The sequence below is a fragment of the Porphyromonas sp. oral taxon 275 genome (assembly GCF_018127745.1).
GTDB lineage: Bacteria > Bacteroidota > Bacteroidia > Bacteroidales > Porphyromonadaceae > Porphyromonas.
The window spans coordinates 1,898,142-1,915,978 of the sequence record NZ_CP072333.1 but is presented as its reverse complement, the minus strand read 5'-3'; the positions used below and the strand labels follow the sequence as shown (position 1 = coordinate 1,915,978).

The window sequence follows — 17,837 nt, the reverse complement described above, 5'->3', positions numbered from 1 at the left end:
GGCAAGCAAGTAATCATGTTTAAATATTGTCCGGACAGTCCGGATCAATTTAATTCTCAATCTGAATGACAGATCCTATTGCAGATTACCTGACGCGCCTGCGTAATGCAGTGAAGGCCGGTCACCGTGTGGTCGAGATCCCCGCGTCTAATCTAAAGAAAGAGATCACGAAGATCCTTTTCGACAAGGGCTACATCCTGAACTTCAAGTTCGTCGAGGATGGTCCCCAGGGCAGCATCAAGGTAGCGCTCAAGTATGACCGCAGCGGCAAGATCAATGCCCTGAAGGCTCTGAAGCGTGTCTCTCGCCCAGGTCTCCGTAAGTATGTCGGCTATCGTGAGATGCCCCGCGTACTCAATGGTCTCGGTATCGCTATCCTCTCTACTTCGAAGGGTGTCATGACCGACAAGGAAGCTTCGCAGCTCAAGGTGGGCGGTGAGGTACTATGTTACATCTACTAAAGCAAGGAGGCTAAGCAAACTATGTCAAGAATAGGTAAGCTCCCAGTGAGCATCCCCGCAGGTGTGACCGTCACGGTAAAGGATGGTGTCGTCACTGTCAAGGGGGCTAAGGGCGAACTCAGCCAGGCTGTAGACGCTCGTATCGCAGTAGCGGTAGAAGAAGGTCAGGTCGTCGTCAGCCGTCAGAGCGACGAGCGCCAGGAGCGCTCGCTGCACGGTCTCTATCGCGCCCTGATCCACAACATGGTGGTAGGCGTGAGCGAAGGCTTCTCCAAGACGCTCGAGCTCGTAGGTGTCGGTTATCGTGCATCCAACCAGGGTCAGCTCCTCGAGCTCTCGCTGGGCTTCACGCACAACATCTTCCTCCAGCTGCCTAAGGAGATCAACGTAGAGACGAAGTCGGAGCGTAACAAGAACCCTCTGATCATCCTCTCCAGCGCAGACAAGCAGCTGCTCGGTCAGGTGTGCTCCAAGATCCGCTCCTTCCGTATGCCTGAGCCTTATAAGGGTAAGGGTATCCGTTTCGAGGGCGAAGTCGTCCGTCGTAAGTCGGGTAAGAGCGCAGGTAAGTAAACCGCTAAAACACGTATAAGCAATCATGCCACAGAAAGAAACTAGAAGAAAGAAGATCAAGACGCGTGTACGTGCCAAGATCAGCGGTACGGCAGAGCGTCCTCGCCTGACGGTATTCCGAAGCAATAAGCAGATCTATGCTCAGGTGATCGATGACGTAGCAGGGGTAACGCTTGCTAGCGCCTCTTCGCTCAAGCTCGATGCTCAGGGCACGAAGAAGGAGATCGCCGCCCTCGTAGGTACTGAGGTAGCTAAGGCTGCTCAGGCCGCTGGGGTATCCACCGTAGTATTCGATCGTAACGGCTACCTCTACCACGGTCGCGTGAAGGAGCTAGCAGAAGCAGCACGTGCTGCAGGGCTTAACTTTTAATACTGTCTATCGCAATGTCAGATAATCGCACTAAGAATAGAGAGACCGAGCAGAAGGATAAGCTCGTAGACCGCCTGGTGGCGATCAACCGCGTGACCAAGGTCACCAAGGGGGGCCGCACCTTCACCTTCGCTGCTATCGTCGTCGTAGGTGATGGCGAGGGCCGCATCGGCTTCGGCCTGGGTAAGGCAGGCGAAGTGAGCGCTGCTATCCAGAAGGGTAACGACGCTGCTCGCAAGAACCTCGTCTCCATCCCCCTGCACAAGGGCACGATCCCTCACGAGCAGACTGCTTCCTTCGGTGGCGCTCGCGTCTTCCTCAAGCCCGCTTCTGCCGGTACGGGGGTTAAGGCTGGGGGTGCTATGCGCGCCGTCCTCGAGAGCGTCGGTGTGACGGACGTCCTGGCTAAGAGCAAGGGCTCGTCCAATCCTCACAACCTCGTCAAGGCTACGATCCAGGCACTGACGGAGATGCGCTCGCCGCTGACCGTCGCTCGCCATCGTGGTATCTCTGTAGAGAAGGTATTCAAGGGCTAGTAAGTGCTCACCACAAGACAGAATTAGTACAATGGCACAGATAAAGATCCAGCAAGTACGCAGCAAGATCAAGAGCCCCAAGGACCAGAAGCTCACGCTCCAGGCCCTCGGCCTCAAGAAGCTCAACCAGATCGTTGAGCACAACGACACGCCACAGATCCGTGGTATGGTCGAGAAGGTAAAGCACCTCGTCCGCATCGTAGAGTAATCACCCTATAAAAGACAGAAAGCAAAGATGGATTTGTCAAGTTTGAAGCCCGCCGCGGGCTCTGTAAAGACGCGTAAGCGCATCGGTCGTGGTCCAGGTTCTGGTCTCGGGGGTACCTCTACGCGTGGTCATAAGGGTGCTAAGAGCCGCTCGGGCTACTCCAAGAAGCTCGGCTTCGAGGGTGGTCAGATGCCTATCCAGCGTCGTCTGCCTAAGTTCGGCTTCAAGAACATCAACCGTGTAGAGTACGCGCCCGTCAACCTCGCTACGCTGCAGGCGCTGGCCGAAGCTAAGGGGCTGAGCCGTATCTCCAAGACCGAGCTCGTAGAGGCTGGTCTCGTCGGCAAGAACGACCTCGTGAAGATCCTTGGTAACGGCACGCTCAGCGTCAAGCTCGAGGTAGAGGCCAACGCCTTCTCCAAGTCAGCTGAGGCTGCTATCATCGCACAGGGAGGTAGCGCTGTAAAACTCTAGTAGCTCATGCGCTTAATCGAGACACTGAAGAACATATGGAAGGTTGAGGAACTGCGTCAGCGGATCCTCACCACCTTGTTTTTCGTCCTGATCTATCGCCTGGGGTCGTACATCGTCATCCCAGGGATTGATCCGAACCACCTGACAGCTCTCCAGTCTCAGACCCGCGAGGGGCTGATGGCGCTGCTGGACATGTTCTCCGGGGGGGCCTTCTCCAACGCATCAATCTTTGCGCTGGGGATCATGCCTTATATCTCGGCTTCGATCGTGATGCAGCTCGCAGCTATCGTTGTGCCTTCGATTCAGAAGCTACAGCAGGAGGGTGAGAGTGGTCGCCGCAAGATCGACCAGTGGACACGCTACCTAACGGTGCTCCTGCTGATCCTCCAGGGCTCAGTCTACCTAGTGAACCTAGGCAAACAGCTGCAGGCTTCTGGGGGTATGCTGCCTAGCGGGCTGTGGTTCGACATCTATGCGATCGTCGTCATGGCGGCCGGTAGTATGTTCGTCCTCTGGCTGGGTGAGCGCATCACGGATAAGGGCCTCGGTAACGGGGTATCCCTGATCATCATGGTCGGGATCATCGCCCGCCTCCCAGCCGCTGTGCTGACGGAGTGGGGCGTACGTACCTCCCTCCACTCTGGGGGGATCGTGTGGTTCCTCCTCGAGATCGTCTTCCTCCTCGCGGTGATGGCTGGTGCTATCCTGCTGGTGCAGGGGACGCGTCGTGTGCCTGTCCAGTACGCCAAGCGCGTGGTGGGCAATAAGCAGTATGGTGGTGCCCGTCAGTACATCCCTCTGAAGGTCAATGCCGCCAACGTCATGCCGATCATCTTCGCGCAGACGATCATGATGCTCCCGATCTCGCTGATCTCCTTCGCTCAGGGCGACAGCCCCAGCGCCTTCGTCCGTGCATTCTCGGATAATACTGGCGTATGGTACAATGCCGTCTTCGCGATCCTGATCCTGCTCTTTACCTACTTCTACACCGCGATCACGATCAACCCCACGCAGATGGCCAACGACCTGAAGCGTAACAATGGGTTCATCCCCGGGATCAAGCCAGGTAAGGCAACCAAGGACTATCTCGATACGATCATGGATAGAATCACCCTGCCTGGGGCCTTCTTCCTGGCGATCGTGGCTATCATGCCCGCCTTCGCTCGTATCCTAGGTATCTCAGGAGAGTTCGCACAGTTCTTCGGCGGTACCTCGCTCTTGATCTTGGTCGGTGTCGTCCTGGATACGCTCCAGCAGATCGAAAGCCATCTCTTGATGCGTCACTATGACGGTCTGCTCAAGAGCGGCCGTATCAAGGGGCGTACAGGCTCTGTAGCTGCCTACTAAGATGATCTACCTAAAGACAGACGAAGAAATAGAACTCATGCGTGCGGCGAACCTCCTCGTGGGGCGCACGCTGGCCGAGGTCGCTAAGATCATAGCTCCTGGGGTCTCGACCCTGGATCTGGACAAGCGCGCCGAGGAGTTCATCCGTGACAACGGTGCTACTCCCGCCTTCCTCGGCTATAATGGCTTCCCGGGTAGCCTCTGCACCTCGGTCAATGACCATGTGGTGCACGGCATCCCTTCAGCGAAGATGATCCTCAAGGAGGGAGACATCGTCTCCGTCGACTGTGGGACCAAGCTCGCTGGCTTCACAGGCGACTCCGCCTACACCTTCGCCGTCGGTGAGATCGCTCCCGAGGTGCTTGCGCTGCTGCGCACCACCAAGGAGTCTCTCTACATCGGCATCGAGCAGGCTGTAGCTGGTAAGCGTGTGGGAGATATCGGCCACGCGGTACAGCAGTACTGCGAGCATCGCGGCTACCACATCGTCCGCGAGCTCGAGGGGCATGGTATCGGGAAGAATATGCATGAGGAGCCAGGTGTCCCCAACTTCGGACGCCGCGGCACTGGGCCTGAGTTGCGCTCGGGAATGTGCATCTGCATCGAGCCTATGGTCAACATGGGCTCCAAGAATGTCACCTTCGACCGCAACGACGGCTGGACGGTGCGCACCAAGACTGGTAAGCCCAGCGCTCACTTCGAGCACTGTGTCGCCATCCGCAACGGCCGCGCCGACATCCTCTCTTCGTTTGACTTTATCAAGGACGTCTTGGGCGACCGCGAGTTTTAATCAAGTACGATATATGCCGAAGCAAGCAGCTATAGAACTAGACGGGGTCATCCTAGAGGCGCTCTCGAACGCTATGTTCAAGGTCGAGCTCGAGAATGGCCACGTCATCACCGCCCATATCTCTGGGAAGATGCGTATGCACTACATCAAGATCCTCCCAGGGGACAAGGTCAAGGTGGAGATGTCCCCCTACGACCTGTCGAAGGGGCGTATATCATTCAGATATAAATAACCCTATATAGATATGAAAGTAAGAGCATCACTCAAGAAGCGCACCGCCGAATGCAAGATCGTTCGCCGCAAGGGGCGTCTGTACGTAATCAACAAGAAGAACCCCAAGTTCAAGCAACGTCAGGGTTAGTCTCACCGAACTAAGTAAACCAATAGATAAGTATGGCTATCAGAATTGTTGGCGTAGACTTGCCACAAAACAAACGAGGAGAAATTGCCTTGACTTACATCTTCGGGATCGGGCGCAGCAGCTCCATCAAGATCCTCGATAAGGCTGGGGTCGATCGCAATATCAAGGTCAAGGACTGGACCGACGACCAGGCTGCCGCTATCCGTGAGGTCATCGGCGCTGAGTACAAGGTCGAGGGGGATCTTCGCTCCGAAGTCCAGCTCAACATCAAGCGACTGATGGACATCGGTTGCTACCGTGGTGTCCGTCACCGTATCGGTCTGCCCCTGCGTGGTCAGAGCACTAAGAACAATGCTCGTACGCGTAAGGGTAAGAAGAAGACCGTCGCTAATAAGAAGAAGGCTAGTAAGTAATAGACGTTGATATGGCAAAGAAAGTAGTAGCAAAGAAGAAGGTCGTCAAGGTCGACGCCGTGGGCCAGGCTCACATCCACTCTTCTTTCAATAACATCATCATCACCCTGACCAACAACGAAGGGCAGACGATCAGCGCCTCTTCCGCTGGTAAGATGGGCTTCCGCAGCTCCAAGAAGAATACCCCCTATGCAGCTCAGATGGCTGCTGAGGACTGCGCTAAGGTCGCCTACGACCTCGGCCTGCGTAAGGTCAAGGTGCTGGTAAAGGGTCCCGGTAACGGCCGTGAGTCCGCTATCCGTACGCTAGCTGCCAAGGGCATCGAGGTCACCGAGATCATCGACGTGACGCCCATGCCCCACAACGGTTGCCGTCCTCCTAAGCGTCGTCGCGTCTAAGCCTCCGCTTAGGATCCCCTAGCAATATCAATCGTAGTACTCAGCTCCCCACGCCACGTCCCGCCATAGAGCCCTGCTCTCGGACGTGTCGGGGCCTAGCCCTAGGGATGATGCTCGGATGAGGTACGATGAGTGAATAGATTGGCTATACTTTCAATATCTATCCTCTCCTCATAACCGGTCGCGGCTGCACTCCGTCCTCCATCCCAGCTATCCACCTCCCGCGCTACTCCCGCGGCGGAGCTGCTACTCAATCAATAGAAGACAATGGCAAGATATACAGGTCCCAAATCCAAGATCGCCCGTAAGCTCGGCGCTCCTATCTTCGGAGCAGATAAGGTTCTGACCAAGAAGAACTACCCTCCTGGCCAGCACGGGAACAACCGCCGTCGTAAGACGAGTGAATACGGCATCCAGCTCAAGGAGAAGCAGAAGGCCAAGTACACCTACGGCGTACTCGAGCGTCAGTTCCGCAACCTCTTCGAGAAGGCTCAGCGCACCAAGGGTGTGACGGGTGAAGTCCTCCTGCAGCTCCTCGAGAGCCGCCTGGACAACGTCGTCTACCGCCTCGGTATCGCTAAGACCCGCGCCGCAGCTCGTCAGCTCGTCTCGCACCGCCACATCACTGTCGATGGGCAGGTCGTCAATATCCCCTCCTACACCCTCAAGCCTGGTCAGGTCGTCGGTGTACGTGAGAAGGCTAAGAGCCTAGAGGTAATTACCGACTCCCTCGCTGGTCGTAGCCACACGGCTTACAGCTGGCTCGAGTGGAACAGTGCTTCCCTCTCCGGTACCTTCCTCCACGCCCCCGAGCGTGCGGATATCCCCGAGGAGATCAAGGAGCAGCTGATCGTCGAACTATACTCTAAGTAATAAACTCTAGAAGCTCACTCACATGGCAATATTAGCATTTCAGAAGCCCGAAAACGTCCTCATGATGGACGCGTCGGACTCATTCGCTCGGTTTGAGTTCCGTCCCCTAGAGCCAGGCTATGCCACCACCGTCGGCAATGCTCTGCGCCGTATACTCCTTTCTTCACTCGAGGGCTATGCCATCTCGACGGTCAAGATCGAAGGTGTCAATCATGAATTTGCTACTATTCCGGGTGTCTTGGAGGATGTAACTAACATCATTCTCAACCTTAAGCAGGTACGCTTCCGTCCGCTCACTGAGGATGCTACCGAGGAGACGGTCCGTCTGACGATCTCTGGCAAGGATAAGTTCCTGGCCGGGGAGCTCAACGGCAAGCTCTCTTCCTTCGCGGTCCTCAATCCCGAGCTCGTCATCTGCCATATCGATGAGGCCTACACGCTCACCATCGAGCTCTCCATCAATAAGGGACGTGGATACATCCCCGCTGATGAGAAGGCAGTCGAGACGGCTAAGGACAATGAGCTGCAGACGATAGCGATTGACTCTATCTACACGCCTATCCGCAACGTCAAGTATGCGGTGGAGAACTTCCGTGTCGAGCAGAAGACCGACTACGAGAAGCTCGTCCTGGAGGTCACCACCGACGGGAGCATCCATCCGCTGCAGGCGCTCAAGGATGCGGCAGCTATCCTCATCGAGCACTTCAGCCTCTTCACCCTCGCTCCTGTCGAGGTCGAGGAGAGCAGCGAGGAGCTCGCCGCTGAGGTAGCTGAGGTAGAGGACACGGAGGAGATCAACCGTGTCACTGACCTGCTCAAGAAGGAGCTCAGCGAGCTCGACCTCTCCGTCCGCGCCCTCAACTGCCTGCGTGCCGGCAATGTCGTCACCCTGGCAGACCTCGTGGCCCTCGAGGAAGAGGATCTCAAGAAGATCCGCAACTTCGGGAGCAAGTCGATGGAGGAGCTCAAGGACCTCATCGAGCGTCTGCAGCTTAGCTTCGGGATGGATGTTAGCAAGTACAATTTAGATAATGACTAAGTAAAAGATGAGACATAATAAGAAATTCAATCATCTCGGTCGTAAGAAGGCGCACCGCGAGGCCATGCTGTCCAATATGGCTGCATCGCTCATCCTGCACAAGCGCATCTTCACCACCGTCGCTAAGGCTAAGGCACTCCGTGTCTACGTCGAGCCCCTGATCACGCGTGCTAAGGAAGACTCTACGCACAGCCGTCGCGTAGTCTTCGCCGAGCTGCAGAACAAGTTCGCTGTCAAGGAGCTCTTCAGCACCGTCGCTGAGAAGGTCGCTGACCGCCCTGGTGGCTACACCCGCATCCTCAAGACGGGGCACCGTCTCGGTGACAATGCGGCTGTCTGCTTCATCGAGCTCGTAGACTTCAACGAGAACATGCTCGGTGCTAAGGCCGAGCAGAAGGCTGCTAAGACTACGCGCCGCTCGCGCCGCAGCTCCAAGCCTGCTGCCGAAGCTGCTGCTCCTGCTGCAGAGAGCGCAGAGTAATCTGCCTTCGCCTCCACTACTACGCCAGGGCTGCGTCCTCCTCGAGGACGCAGCCCTGGCTTTTTTGTCCCCCGAGCTTCCCTCTCCTTACCTTCGTCTGAGCTCACCCTACGCCTCTAGCTTCGTCCCCTCCTGCTCCTTACGTCCTGACTGCTGCCCCTCGGCTCGCTGACTGCTATCCCTCACGGCTCTGACGGACACCCGTCAGTGAGCTGACCGATAGCAGTCAGCAGACTTCTCCCTTACGCCTCGATCGGCTGCCCCTTGGTCGGCGCCTTTGCGCTTGCCTTTGCGGAGGCTGGTCGGGGGAATATATTGAGGCGGGCTAGCCTAGGGCAAGCGCTTGCTGGGGCATAGAGAGGCCCGCCCGCGAGGCTTTGGATTAAGGGGGCTGATGCTTCGGGGCTGGCTCCTCCGAGCTGTTGGTGAGCTCCCTAGTCGTGTGGCATGGGGAAAAGACTTATCTTTGCTAAAAGTTACCCCTTAGAAATAGTTATGGTCTGGCATGCAGAGATGGCACCACATTGCCTAAAGGGCATCCGTAGTACTACGGATGCTTGTGCACTTCGCGCACAAGCATATTAGCCTATCTCTGAAATCGCCTAGCATAGACAGCGCAGCATCCTCCCCACAGCTGGGGGAGGATGCTGCGCTGTTTCTTTTCCGTACGCGAGCGGACGGATGCTACCCTGCAGTTCACTTTATTAACCTATAAACAAAAGAACAGAAATGAGAATGAAGAAGCTACTCCCTAGTATGCTCCTGGCACTGAGCCTCACGGCAGCCATGAGCTCCTGTGTCACTGAGGAACCCAAGCGCCAGTCCACCGAGATCCAGCGCGGCGTACGCCCCACGGAGCAGCAGCTGCGTACCCTGATGGAGGATGCGGCACGTGCAGCTGTCGATCGTAAGAGCCGTGCCATCTCCCCCAACACGCGTCATGAGATGACCTATACATTCGATGATAAGGCCATTAGCTATGATGCGCAGTCGGATCAAGCTACGGTAGAGGTGACGCTGCGCTGGAAGGCTCGTAAGGCCCTACTCTCTGAGGGGAAGCACGACTTCGAGCTCCGTGGCCGCCTGACGGTCAGCCTCAGCTTCCGTCCCGATTCGTACCCAGCTATCTTCACCCCTAGCTATGCTAACGAGGTGACGAAGGAGGTAGGTAAGGGCGATGCGAGCTCTGTCGCCAGCTTCGATGTCTATAAGAAGTAAGCTACTCTATGTGTAAGCTAAAATCTTTCCGTGCGCTAGCTGCGCTCCTGCTCCTGCCTTTGCTCAGCCTCGTGCTGCAGAGCTGCGGGATGTCTCAGGGCGTGAGCTCGCGCTCGAACCGCGCTCAGCCTACCGAGGCTGAGGTCCAGCGCCGTCTCCGGACTGACTATGGGGATGCCTTCGATCTGGCAGGGGCTCAGTTCGCAGAGCTCGTGATGAAGAAGATCGCTCCTCGCAGCGGCAAGGAGCTGCAGCACTCCATCAACCTCTACCCCGTCTGGAGCAACGAGGATGAGTCTGCGGTAGCCTGTGCCCTGGAGGTTCGCTTCCTCGCGCGCGATTACTGGTCGGGTGTCTCCTATGGTACTTGTGTGCTACAAGGGGTACTGACGCTGGGCGTCCCTCGCTACAGAGGACGTCCCTATGAGGTAATCGTGAATAAGGTGCAGTATAACGAGCAGCTCAAGAAGGTCTCCAAGCCAGCCCAGCTCCAGTGGCTCGAGGAGGGCGTGCGCTTCAATCTAAAGATGCGCTAGGACTCGCCAATTTCTTCTGCGATTTACTTTAGGCAGCGCCTTGACCCCGCTCTACGAAGCAGGTCGAGGCGCTGCTTGCATTATCACTGAGAGTGGGCTTGGTACTGGCGAGTAGTCACTATTCGGACGGGCTTAGTGGACTGCTCTAGCTGCTTTGTTCCCGACAGAGCTAGGCGGATGCTTGTCGATCGAGGCGGGCGAATTTGTACCCTAGTAGACTCGGGGACTATAGGTGTTTGCTCTTTCATCCTTTTCCTTATCTTTGCTGCCCCCTTAGGTGGGGAAAAGCTATTACTAACAACTAATCATCTTCACGACAATGAGCGCAAAGAAGCCCATCAAGCCAGCAGACAACAGTGCCAACATGCAGAACGCCAACAAGGGAACGTCAGGCGTGAACCGACAGTACTCCCTGGTGCATGGTAATAGGGGGGCGCAGCTGAACCCTAATCGTACGCAGGGGAAGAAGTAAGCCCGTAGGCAGCACTTCGTCCAGAGGCCTCTGGGGCGTTCGCCTAATAGGCTCTGGATCAGCTTAGAGCTTGGGGCAAGGAAGCCAAGCTCCTTGCCCCAAGTCTGTTCTATCGGCCTTGTGGATGAGCTGGCCTAGGCTTGGGCTTCCACCGCTGACTGCTAAGCACCTTGCTCCGCGGCTGTGGAAAAGTTTTCTCCGTGATGTGCTAAGATCTTGAGCTACAAATGTGAGTGAGCTGAGGTGCTCTGTGGATAAGGCTGAGGGTAAGCCTGTGGGTATTCTCCTGCAGGCTTAGCAATGAGCTACTTAGCCAGGGGCGCGCGGCGAGGCTATGTGGAGAGCTCTGTAAGCGGTTGAGCACAAAGAGCATAGAGAATAATCGAGAAAAGCAAATAAGGGGACGTTTTTTTAAGTGCACCGAATTGTAGAACTTTGCAGTCCAGGCTCAGCCCTCGTGAGGAGCGTGCTTAGGCCTTAGCGAGCTGTATGTCAGACGATTGTCTTGGTATGGCTGCTGTGGATAAGTGCCCTGCCTCGGAGTGCGCCTGCCGCCCATAGAACGAACCAATAAGCCATACCCCTAAGTACCCGCCTCGTGACAACGACCTATAGCCCGCAGCCTGCCCCGCAGGTCGCCCCTAGCCCCTCGGCTGAGGAGCTCTGGCAGCAGAGCCTTCAGCTCCTCACTCAGCGCCTTGATGCGCAGACCATACAGCAGTGGTTCCAGCCGCTGCGTTGTGGGGGCTTCGGTACCGGGAGTGACGCGCAGGGTACCTTCCGCATCTTCTACCTCTACGCCCCCGATCGCACCTTCTGCCAGAGCCTGACGACGCACTACGCGCAGCCTCTGCTGGCGGTGCTGCGTGAGGTGATGGGCGCCGACATCGAGCCCGTGCTGGATGTCGAGCCGCAGCCCGAGGGGACTGCGGGGCTGGGGACGACGCAGCCTGCGGCGCCGCAGCTCTCGCCCAAGATGCAGACCTACTCCTCTGCGCTGAGTGCTGCGCTGCGCTTCGAGACCTTCTTCGAGAGCGCATGCAACCGCGAGGCACTGCGCATCGCCGAGGCTACGGCGGCACGTCCTGGGCAGGAGGGCTTGAACTTCCTCTTTATCTACGGGCCCAGCGGGGTGGGGAAGACGCACCTATGCCAAGCCATAGGGCAGCGTGCCATGGAGCTGCACAGCTCGATGCGCGTGTGCTATGTGGCCTGCTCCAAGTTCCAGATGCAGTACATGCGCGACAGCCTCAACGGCCCTGGCCGCGGGCGCTTCATCGACTTCTACCAGCAGATGGACATCCTCATCATCGACGATATCCAGGGGCTCATCGGTAAGGAGAAGACGCAGCAGGCCTTCTTCGACATCTTCAATCACCTGACGCTGCTGGGCAAGCAGATCATCGTCACCTCCGACGTCCCCCCTATCGATCTGCAGGGTATGGAGACGCGTATCCTGACGCGCATGCAGAGTGCGATGATGCTCCACATTGACCGCCCTGACCTCGAGCTCCGACGCAAGATCCTCATGAGCCGCGTCGCGGAGAGCGGCGTACAGCTCGGCGAGGAGTGCATGGAGTTCATCGCCGAGAACATGAAGAGCAATATCCGCGAGATCGAGGGCGCCGCACGCACGCTCATCACGCGGGCACGCTACTCCGATCGCCCTGTGGATCTAGCGACGACACGCGAGGTCGTCGGCAGCTCGGTCAATATCCAGCGGCTCGAGCTCACCCCCTCGCGCATCCTCGACTGCGTCTGCCGCGTCTACGCGATCGAGGCCGCGCAGCTCAAGGTCTCCTCGCGCAAGGCCGAGCTGGCCCTGCCCCGCCAGGTCGTCATGTACCTGGTGAAGAAGCATACCGACAGCTCCTACAAGGCTATCGCCAAGCTCCTCAACCGTAAGGATCACACGACGATCATGCACGGCGTCAAGAGCATCGAGGGCCGCCTCGAGATCGAGGCCGAGCTCCGCGAGCGCGTCCGTCAGATCGAGGCCGAGCTCCTCGGCCAGTAGCCCAAGTTCACCCATTATTAATCCATTATTAATCCATTATTAATCCATTATTAATCTAAGGATATGAAGCTAAGACAACTCCTCCAGGCGCTGCCCTTCGCAGCGCTCCTTGCGACCTCTGCGGCCGTAGTCACGCTGCCCTCCTGCAGCAGTAAGAACGATAGCCCTGTCCCCCCCGGGATCAACGGCGTGGAGCTGAAGTGTGAGTTCAGCATCGAGGCGGGCGCACCCGTCAACCTCTCGTGGCTGGCCTCGACGGGTGGCGATCCTAATATATATAGGGACGGGAAGCTCGTCGCTCAGAGTTTCTACAATGAGGACAGCGCCGACAAGGCGATCAAGAAGCTGCAGACGACCTTCACCCATCGGGGGATCGCCCTCGGCATCGGCCTTATCGCTAAGCGTACCGAGAGTGCGAATCAGCCTGCCGAGATCCCCGTCCGCCTCGTCGCGCGTCTCTATCGTCAGGGGACGCTGGTGCAGACCTATGTGAAGGAGCTCAAGCTGACGGACTACTCCGTCTCCGACCAAGTCCAGCTCTCCGCCTTCTAGCGCCCCCTCCCCACGCGGGCTCCTTGCCCGCCACCCATTCCCCCTATAGTCCTGGCCCCAGGTAGCTGCTCCGATGGAGCGCTACCTGGGGCCAGGGCTTTTTGTGCTGTGGCTTTGCTTGGCACTCGCTCCAGCTTGCTTCGTGTCTCTGCTTTTCCTTGCGCTTGCCGCGGGTGACTGATACCCATCAGCGCGCTGAGGGGCGTCCCTCGGGGCGCTGACAGACGTCGGTGGTGAGGTTGATGGATATCGGTGGGGGAGGGCTGCCTTATCCCTCGGCTCGTCCATCCTTATATATAGGTGCCCCGCGAGCTATAAAGTAGCTCGCTCTTCTTGCCTCGCAACGCTGCTCTTATTCTCTTCGGCGGCCCCTCATCCCCGCCCTCACCACGCTGTTAGCCCCATCGAAGCGGCTCCCTGGCTTTGAGTCCCCTTGTCTAATCCCCTAATCTAAGCTCACTTGCGCACGACTTTTTCTTTTGATTTGGATTGTATTCAGGAAAAGCTCTATCTTTGCAACCGCAAACCGAGCGAGGGGCGCGACGAAAATGAGATACGATAGCGAGGCTAGCTGAGGCCTAAGTCACAGCAGGACGCAGAGCAAAGGATCATCGCGCTGATTTGGTGGTTTGGATAAAAGCTCTTATCTTTGCACTCGCAATCAAAAAAACGGGCAGCTAAGCTGAGAGATGCTTACTGACTGACTTTGAGAGATCTTTGAGATATTTGATATTGACAAACAGAAGTGTAGTAACAAACGTTTAGGGAACAAAAAGACCTAACCGTCAATACGAACCTTACTTAGGTAAGAACACTAATGAATCTGAAGCAAGAAACATCTTCGGAGCAAGACAAACAGAAACAAAGTACAATAAAAATATTGACAATGAAGAGTTTGATCCTGGCTCAGGATGAACGCTAGCGATAGGCTTAACACATGCAAGTCGAGGGGCAGCATGGTCTTAGCTTGCTAAGACTGATGGCGACCGGCGCACGGGTGCGTAACGCGTATGCAACTTGCCTCACAGAGGGGGATAACCCGTCGAAAGACGGACTAATACCGCGTACACTCCATTTTGGGCATCCAGGGTAGAGGAAATGAATTTCGCTGTGAGATAGGCATGCGTCCCATTAGCTAGTTGGTGAGGTAACGGCTCACCAAGGCGACGATGGGTAGGGGAACTGAGAGGTTGAACCCCCACACTGGTACTGAGACACGGACCAGACTCCTACGGGAGGCAGCAGTGAGGAATATTGGTCAATGGGCGAGAGCCTGAACCAGCCAAGTCGCGTGAAGGATGACTGTCTTATGGATTGTAAACTTCTTTTGTAGGGGAATAAAGAGGGGCACGTGTGCCTCAGTGAATGTACCCTACGAATAAGCATCGGCTAACTCCGTGCCAGCAGCCGCGGTAATACGGAGGATGCGAGCGTTATCCGGATTTATTGGGTTTAAAGGGTGCGTAGGCGGCCTGTTAAGTCAGCGGTGAAATCTAGGAGCTTAACTCCTAAATTGCCATTGATACTGGCGGGCTTGAGTGTAGATGAGGTAGGCGGAATGCGTGGTGTAGCGGTGGAATGCATAGATATCACGCAGAACTCCGATTGCGAAGGCAGCTTACTAAGGTACAACTGACGCTGAAGCACGAAAGCGTGGGTATCAAACAGGATTAGATACCCTGGTAGTCCACGCAGTAAACGATGATAACTGGGCGTATGCGATATACAGTATGCTCCTAAGCGAAAGCGTTAAGTTATCCACCTGGGGAGTACGCCGGCAACGGTGAAACTCAAAGGAATTGACGGGGGCCCGCACAAGCGGAGGAACATGTGGTTTAATTCGATGATACGCGAGGAACCTTACCCGGGATTGAAATGTAGATGACCGCCGGTGAAAGTCGGCTTCCCTTCGGGGCATCTATGTAGGTGCTGCATGGTTGTCGTCAGCTCGTGCCGTGAGGTGTCGGCTTAAGTGCCATAACGAGCGCAACCCCTGTCTGCGGTTGCCATCAGGTGATGCTGGGAACTCCGTAGAGACTGCCGTCGTAAGGCGTGAGGAAGGTGGGGATGACGTCAAATCAGCACGGCCCTTACATCCGGGGCGACACACGTGTTACAATGGTGGGGACAAAGGGCAGCTACCTGGCGACAGGATGCGAATCTCCAAACCCCATCACAGTTCGGATCGGAGTCTGCAACTCGACTCCGTGAAGCTGGATTCGCTAGTAATCGCGCATCAGCCATGGCGCGGTGAATACGTTCCCGGGCCTTGTACACACCGCCCGTCAAGCCATGGGAGTCTGGAGTACCTAAAGTCCGTAACCGCGAGGGTCGGCCTAGGGTAATACAGGTGACTGGGGCTAAGTCGTAACAAGGTAGCCGTACCGGAAGGTGCGGCTGGAACACCTCCTTTCTGGAGTTCTGAAAATGGGCTTTAGTATAGTTAGTGTAGTATGTACGTATAGATGTGTTAGGTTTTGGACCTTTAGCGCGCGTGCTACCTTCTGCTGTCATATCAATGTCTTTCCTTATCGAGTCCTAAGACAGTCCTATAGCTCAGTTGGTTAGAGCGCTACACTGATAATGTAGAGGTCGGCAGTTCAAATCTGCCTGGGACTACTTAAGAGACTTCCCCGGGGGATTAGCTCAGCTGGCTAGAGCACCTGCTTTGCACGCAGGGGGTCAACGGTTCGAATCCGTTATTCTCCACTTCCGACTAAGAGCCGCTAGTTACTAGGTACGCCTAGTGACTAGCGGCTTTCCTTTTATCCCTACTGTGCGCGGCGGGCGGCGGGGCATTCTTCCTTAGTTATAGCCGCGCTGTCTTAGGTCTCCGGGCTTGCTTGGCCCTTTCCCTCCTTGTCTTTATATACTACGCTGCTTTGCCTTATCGGCTTTTCAGTCTTCCCTTAGACCTCTACGCGGCTTGCCTTGCACACTACGCTGGGCGAGCTTCCCCTTATGCCTTGCTGGTCGACTATAGGACGTCGGGAGGCGGATCGTAGAGAGCGTGGAGGGGTAGTGGGCAGTGTGTGGAGGCGTTTTGGCAGGCAGCGGAAAGAGGGCGCGGCAAGGGGTGGCGGAGAGCGGCACGGCTAGGTGGGCGGCTTATAATTCCGTATCTTTGCTACACACTTGATAATCGCGCGTATTGCTATGCTTATGTCACATCGTATCCCCTCCTTGCTGCTGGCCTTCGGGCTGTTTGTTCTCCTCTCGCTCACGGCCTGCACGGGCTCGGGTGGAGCTAAGGGCGCGGTGGATTCGGCGGCTATGCTTTCCGAGATCCAGTGGGACTCCCTCATCCTCGACCGTACCTATTACGACGACGATGTGCACAAGAAGGGCTCCTCCGTGGACGTCTTCATCAACTACCTCTTCCCTAAGGCCGACAGCACGCTGCAGCGCCTCTTTGGACGTCTGACCTTCGGGGACGGCTACGATAGCATCCCGCCGCAGGAGGCGCTGGCAAGCTATGCACGTGAGGTGCGGGCGGAGTATCTCTTCGCCCCAGACGATAGCATCACGACGTACACGGCCGAGGAGATCGCGGACTTCAAGAGCGCGCTCTCGCTGGTGACCAAGGCCAGCTTCGTAGATGTCCCCCATGGGCTGCTCTCGCTGCAGAAGGAGCTCTACACCTATTCGGCAGGTGCGGCGCATGGGCTCCTCGGCACCTCCTACTACAATATCGACCTCAAGACGCGCACCGTGCTCAGTGAGGGCGACCTCTTCGTCGACGGCTATCAGCCCGAGCTGGCCAAGGTGCTGCAGCGCTGTGCCCTTACGACCTACGGCTGCAAGACGGTCGAGGAGCTGGAGGAGAAGATCGGGGCCTACCTCACGGACTTTGCGCCGAACGATAACTTCACCCTCTCGCCCGAGGGGCTCATCTATTGCTACAACCCCTACGAGATAGCGCCCTTCGCCGCGGGTACGATCCGTGTGCGCGTGCCCTATGTCGAGCTGACGAAGCTCCTGCGCCCTGGTTCGCCGCTGGCGGCCTATCTCCCTACGAACTAAGTCCCCCTACCATTCGATGGAGCTTATCCTGAAGTACTTCCCCCAGCTCACTGAGGAGCAGCAGCGCCAGTTCGCTGCTCTGGACGCCCTCTACCGCGACTGGAACGCCAAGATCAACGTCATCTCCCGCAAGGACATCGACGCCCTCTACGAGCATCACATCCTGCACTCGCTGGGCATCGCACAGATGATCCGCTTCAAGCCCGGCACGCGTATCCTCGACTTCGGTACGGGTGGCGGCTTCCCTGGGATCCCGCTGGCGATCCTCTTCCCCGAGTGTGAGTTTCTCCTCGTGGATAGCATAGGCAAGAAGGTCAAGGTCGCCGCAGCGGTCGCCGAGGCCCTTGGTCTGACGAACGTGCGTACGCTGCACGGCCGTGGCGAGGACGTCCAGGAGCAGTTTGACTTTGTCGTGAGCCGCGCCGTGATGCAGCTCAGCGAGCTGGTAGGCTTCGTGCGTCGCCTCGTGCACCACGAGCAGCGCAACGGTATGCCTAATGGGCTCATCTGTCTCAAGGGTGGTGAGCTGCAGGCCGAGCTACGCCCCTACAAGCGTATCGTCGAGGTGCAGGAGCTCTATCCGACCTTCAAGGAGGACTTCTTCAAGACCAAGAAGGTCGTCTACCTTCCTCTCTAAGCCCTTTCGGCAGCCCCAGGTGGGCGAAGCCCCCAGCCGAGCGGACAGCGATGCAGTA

At 56.8% G+C, this 17,837-nt stretch carries 22 protein-coding genes, 2 tRNA genes and 1 rRNA gene; all 25 read left to right on the top strand.

Going from position 1 to position 17,837, the window contains the following annotated elements:
- Window positions 1-65 precede the first annotated feature (65 nt).
- Window positions 66-461, top strand: coding sequence for a 30S ribosomal protein S8 (gene rpsH / locus J4862_RS07715; RefSeq protein ID WP_211788527.1), 396 nt, complete (start codon window positions 66-68; stop codon window positions 459-461).
- Window positions 462-482: 21 nt separating this feature from the next.
- Window positions 483-1,034, top strand: coding sequence for a 50S ribosomal protein L6 (gene rplF / locus J4862_RS07710; protein WP_211788526.1), 552 nt, complete (start codon window positions 483-485; stop codon window positions 1,032-1,034).
- 25 nt (window positions 1,035-1,059) lie between these two features.
- Window positions 1,060-1,404 carry a 50S ribosomal protein L18 gene (rplR, locus tag J4862_RS07705; RefSeq protein ID WP_211788525.1) on the top strand — a complete coding sequence of 115 codons (345 nt, stop codon included), beginning with the start codon at window positions 1,060-1,062 and terminating at the stop codon, window positions 1,402-1,404.
- Window positions 1,405-1,418: 14 nt separating this feature from the next.
- Entirely contained in the window at window positions 1,419-1,940 is a 522-nt protein-coding gene (gene rpsE / locus J4862_RS07700; protein WP_211788524.1) for a 30S ribosomal protein S5, read from the top strand.
- A 31-nt stretch (window positions 1,941-1,971) separates the two neighbouring features.
- Window positions 1,972-2,148 (top strand): 50S ribosomal protein L30, encoded by a 177-nt coding sequence (gene rpmD, locus J4862_RS07695; protein WP_211788523.1) that lies wholly within the window; start codon window positions 1,972-1,974, stop codon window positions 2,146-2,148.
- A 27-nt stretch (window positions 2,149-2,175) separates the two neighbouring features.
- A complete protein-coding gene (rplO, locus tag J4862_RS07690) occupies window positions 2,176-2,622 on the top strand; it encodes a 50S ribosomal protein L15 (RefSeq protein WP_211788522.1) in 447 nt (148 codons plus the stop codon).
- A gap of 6 nt (window positions 2,623-2,628) precedes the next feature.
- Complete coding sequence (gene secY, locus J4862_RS07685; RefSeq protein ID WP_211788521.1) at window positions 2,629-3,969, top strand: preprotein translocase subunit SecY; 1,341 nt, start codon at window positions 2,629-2,631, stop codon at window positions 3,967-3,969.
- A 1-nt stretch (window position 3,970) separates the two neighbouring features.
- Window positions 3,971-4,759, top strand: coding sequence for a type I methionyl aminopeptidase (map, locus tag J4862_RS07680; RefSeq protein WP_211788520.1), 789 nt, complete (start codon window positions 3,971-3,973; stop codon window positions 4,757-4,759).
- 13 nt (window positions 4,760-4,772) lie between these two features.
- Window positions 4,773-4,991, top strand: coding sequence for a translation initiation factor IF-1 (gene infA / locus J4862_RS07675; RefSeq protein WP_211788519.1), 219 nt, complete (start codon window positions 4,773-4,775; stop codon window positions 4,989-4,991).
- 12 nt (window positions 4,992-5,003) lie between these two features.
- Window positions 5,004-5,120: a type B 50S ribosomal protein L36 gene (gene ykgO / locus J4862_RS07670; RefSeq protein ID WP_005468190.1), complete on the top strand. Its 117-nt coding sequence runs from the start codon at window positions 5,004-5,006 to the stop codon at window positions 5,118-5,120.
- Window positions 5,121-5,152: 32 nt separating this feature from the next.
- Entirely contained in the window at window positions 5,153-5,533 is a 381-nt protein-coding gene (rpsM, locus tag J4862_RS07665) for a 30S ribosomal protein S13 (protein ID WP_211788518.1), read from the top strand.
- 11 nt (window positions 5,534-5,544) lie between these two features.
- Complete coding sequence (rpsK, locus tag J4862_RS07660; protein ID WP_211788517.1) at window positions 5,545-5,931, top strand: 30S ribosomal protein S11; 387 nt, start codon at window positions 5,545-5,547, stop codon at window positions 5,929-5,931.
- A 267-nt stretch (window positions 5,932-6,198) separates the two neighbouring features.
- Window positions 6,199-6,804 carry a 30S ribosomal protein S4 gene (gene rpsD, locus J4862_RS07655; protein ID WP_211788516.1) on the top strand — a complete coding sequence of 202 codons (606 nt, stop codon included), beginning with the start codon at window positions 6,199-6,201 and terminating at the stop codon, window positions 6,802-6,804.
- 22 nt (window positions 6,805-6,826) lie between these two features.
- A complete protein-coding gene (locus J4862_RS07650; protein WP_211788515.1) occupies window positions 6,827-7,843 on the top strand; it encodes a DNA-directed RNA polymerase subunit alpha in 1,017 nt (338 codons plus the stop codon).
- 7 nt (window positions 7,844-7,850) lie between these two features.
- Window positions 7,851-8,324 carry a 50S ribosomal protein L17 gene (rplQ, locus tag J4862_RS07645; protein WP_211788514.1) on the top strand — a complete coding sequence of 158 codons (474 nt, stop codon included), beginning with the start codon at window positions 7,851-7,853 and terminating at the stop codon, window positions 8,322-8,324.
- Between the two features lie 729 nt (window positions 8,325-9,053).
- Complete coding sequence (locus tag J4862_RS07640) at window positions 9,054-9,542, top strand: hypothetical protein (protein ID WP_211788513.1); 489 nt, start codon at window positions 9,054-9,056, stop codon at window positions 9,540-9,542.
- Between the two features lie 8 nt (window positions 9,543-9,550).
- A complete protein-coding gene (locus tag J4862_RS07635; protein WP_211788512.1) occupies window positions 9,551-10,078 on the top strand; it encodes a hypothetical protein in 528 nt (175 codons plus the stop codon).
- Between the two features lie 319 nt (window positions 10,079-10,397).
- Entirely contained in the window at window positions 10,398-10,550 is a 153-nt protein-coding gene (locus tag J4862_RS07630; protein ID WP_211788511.1) for a hypothetical protein, read from the top strand.
- Between the two features lie 598 nt (window positions 10,551-11,148).
- The gene (gene dnaA / locus J4862_RS07625) at window positions 11,149-12,567 is read left to right on the top strand and encodes a chromosomal replication initiator protein DnaA (RefSeq protein WP_211788510.1); all 1,419 of its coding nucleotides are present in this window, start codon (window positions 11,149-11,151) and stop codon (window positions 12,565-12,567) included.
- A gap of 63 nt (window positions 12,568-12,630) precedes the next feature.
- Window positions 12,631-13,119, top strand: coding sequence for a hypothetical protein (locus J4862_RS07620; RefSeq protein ID WP_211788509.1), 489 nt, complete (start codon window positions 12,631-12,633; stop codon window positions 13,117-13,119).
- A gap of 883 nt (window positions 13,120-14,002) precedes the next feature.
- Window positions 14,003-15,532 (top strand): 16S ribosomal RNA (locus tag J4862_RS07615).
- Between the two features lie 132 nt (window positions 15,533-15,664).
- Window positions 15,665-15,738, top strand: a tRNA-Ile gene (locus tag J4862_RS07610).
- A 16-nt stretch (window positions 15,739-15,754) separates the two neighbouring features.
- Window positions 15,755-15,828 (top strand) — tRNA-Ala (locus J4862_RS07605).
- 453 nt (window positions 15,829-16,281) lie between these two features.
- Window positions 16,282-17,142, top strand: a complete 861-nt coding sequence (locus J4862_RS07600) for an RsiV family protein (protein WP_211788508.1) — start codon at window positions 16,282-16,284, stop codon at window positions 17,140-17,142.
- 16 nt (window positions 17,143-17,158) lie between these two features.
- Window positions 17,159-17,779, top strand: a complete 621-nt coding sequence (gene rsmG, locus J4862_RS07595) for a 16S rRNA (guanine(527)-N(7))-methyltransferase RsmG (RefSeq protein WP_211788507.1) — start codon at window positions 17,159-17,161, stop codon at window positions 17,777-17,779.
- Window positions 17,780-17,837: the final 58 nt, after the last annotated feature.

Bases quoted from the DNA above. Each gene is read 5' to 3' on its own strand.
- rpsH (WP_211788527.1), top strand. From the start codon at position 66: ATGACAGATCCTATTGCAGATTACCTGACGCGCCTGCGTAATGCAGTG.
- rplF (WP_211788526.1), top strand. From the start codon at position 483: ATGTCAAGAATAGGTAAGCTCCCAGTGAGCATCCCCGCAGGTGTGACC.
- rplR (WP_211788525.1), top strand. From the start codon at position 1,060: ATGCCACAGAAAGAAACTAGAAGAAAGAAGATCAAGACGCGTGTACGT.
- rpsE (WP_211788524.1), top strand. From the start codon at position 1,419: ATGTCAGATAATCGCACTAAGAATAGAGAGACCGAGCAGAAGGATAAG.
- rpmD (WP_211788523.1), top strand. From the start codon at position 1,972: ATGGCACAGATAAAGATCCAGCAAGTACGCAGCAAGATCAAGAGCCCC.
- rplO (WP_211788522.1), top strand. From the start codon at position 2,176: ATGGATTTGTCAAGTTTGAAGCCCGCCGCGGGCTCTGTAAAGACGCGT.
- secY (WP_211788521.1), top strand. From the start codon at position 2,629: ATGCGCTTAATCGAGACACTGAAGAACATATGGAAGGTTGAGGAACTG.
- map (WP_211788520.1), top strand. From the start codon at position 3,971: ATGATCTACCTAAAGACAGACGAAGAAATAGAACTCATGCGTGCGGCG.
- infA (WP_211788519.1), top strand. From the start codon at position 4,773: ATGCCGAAGCAAGCAGCTATAGAACTAGACGGGGTCATCCTAGAGGCG.
- ykgO (WP_005468190.1), top strand. From the start codon at position 5,004: ATGAAAGTAAGAGCATCACTCAAGAAGCGCACCGCCGAATGCAAGATC.
- rpsM (WP_211788518.1), top strand. From the start codon at position 5,153: ATGGCTATCAGAATTGTTGGCGTAGACTTGCCACAAAACAAACGAGGA.
- rpsK (WP_211788517.1), top strand. From the start codon at position 5,545: ATGGCAAAGAAAGTAGTAGCAAAGAAGAAGGTCGTCAAGGTCGACGCC.
- rpsD (WP_211788516.1), top strand. From the start codon at position 6,199: ATGGCAAGATATACAGGTCCCAAATCCAAGATCGCCCGTAAGCTCGGC.
- J4862_RS07650 (WP_211788515.1), top strand. From the start codon at position 6,827: ATGGCAATATTAGCATTTCAGAAGCCCGAAAACGTCCTCATGATGGAC.
- rplQ (WP_211788514.1), top strand. From the start codon at position 7,851: ATGAGACATAATAAGAAATTCAATCATCTCGGTCGTAAGAAGGCGCAC.
- J4862_RS07640 (WP_211788513.1), top strand. From the start codon at position 9,054: ATGAGAATGAAGAAGCTACTCCCTAGTATGCTCCTGGCACTGAGCCTC.
- J4862_RS07635 (WP_211788512.1), top strand. From the start codon at position 9,551: ATGTGTAAGCTAAAATCTTTCCGTGCGCTAGCTGCGCTCCTGCTCCTG.
- J4862_RS07630 (WP_211788511.1), top strand. From the start codon at position 10,398: ATGAGCGCAAAGAAGCCCATCAAGCCAGCAGACAACAGTGCCAACATG.
- J4862_RS07620 (WP_211788509.1), top strand. From the start codon at position 12,631: ATGAAGCTAAGACAACTCCTCCAGGCGCTGCCCTTCGCAGCGCTCCTT.
- J4862_RS07600 (WP_211788508.1), top strand. From the start codon at position 16,282: ATGTCACATCGTATCCCCTCCTTGCTGCTGGCCTTCGGGCTGTTTGTT.
- rsmG (WP_211788507.1), top strand. From the start codon at position 17,159: ATGGAGCTTATCCTGAAGTACTTCCCCCAGCTCACTGAGGAGCAGCAG.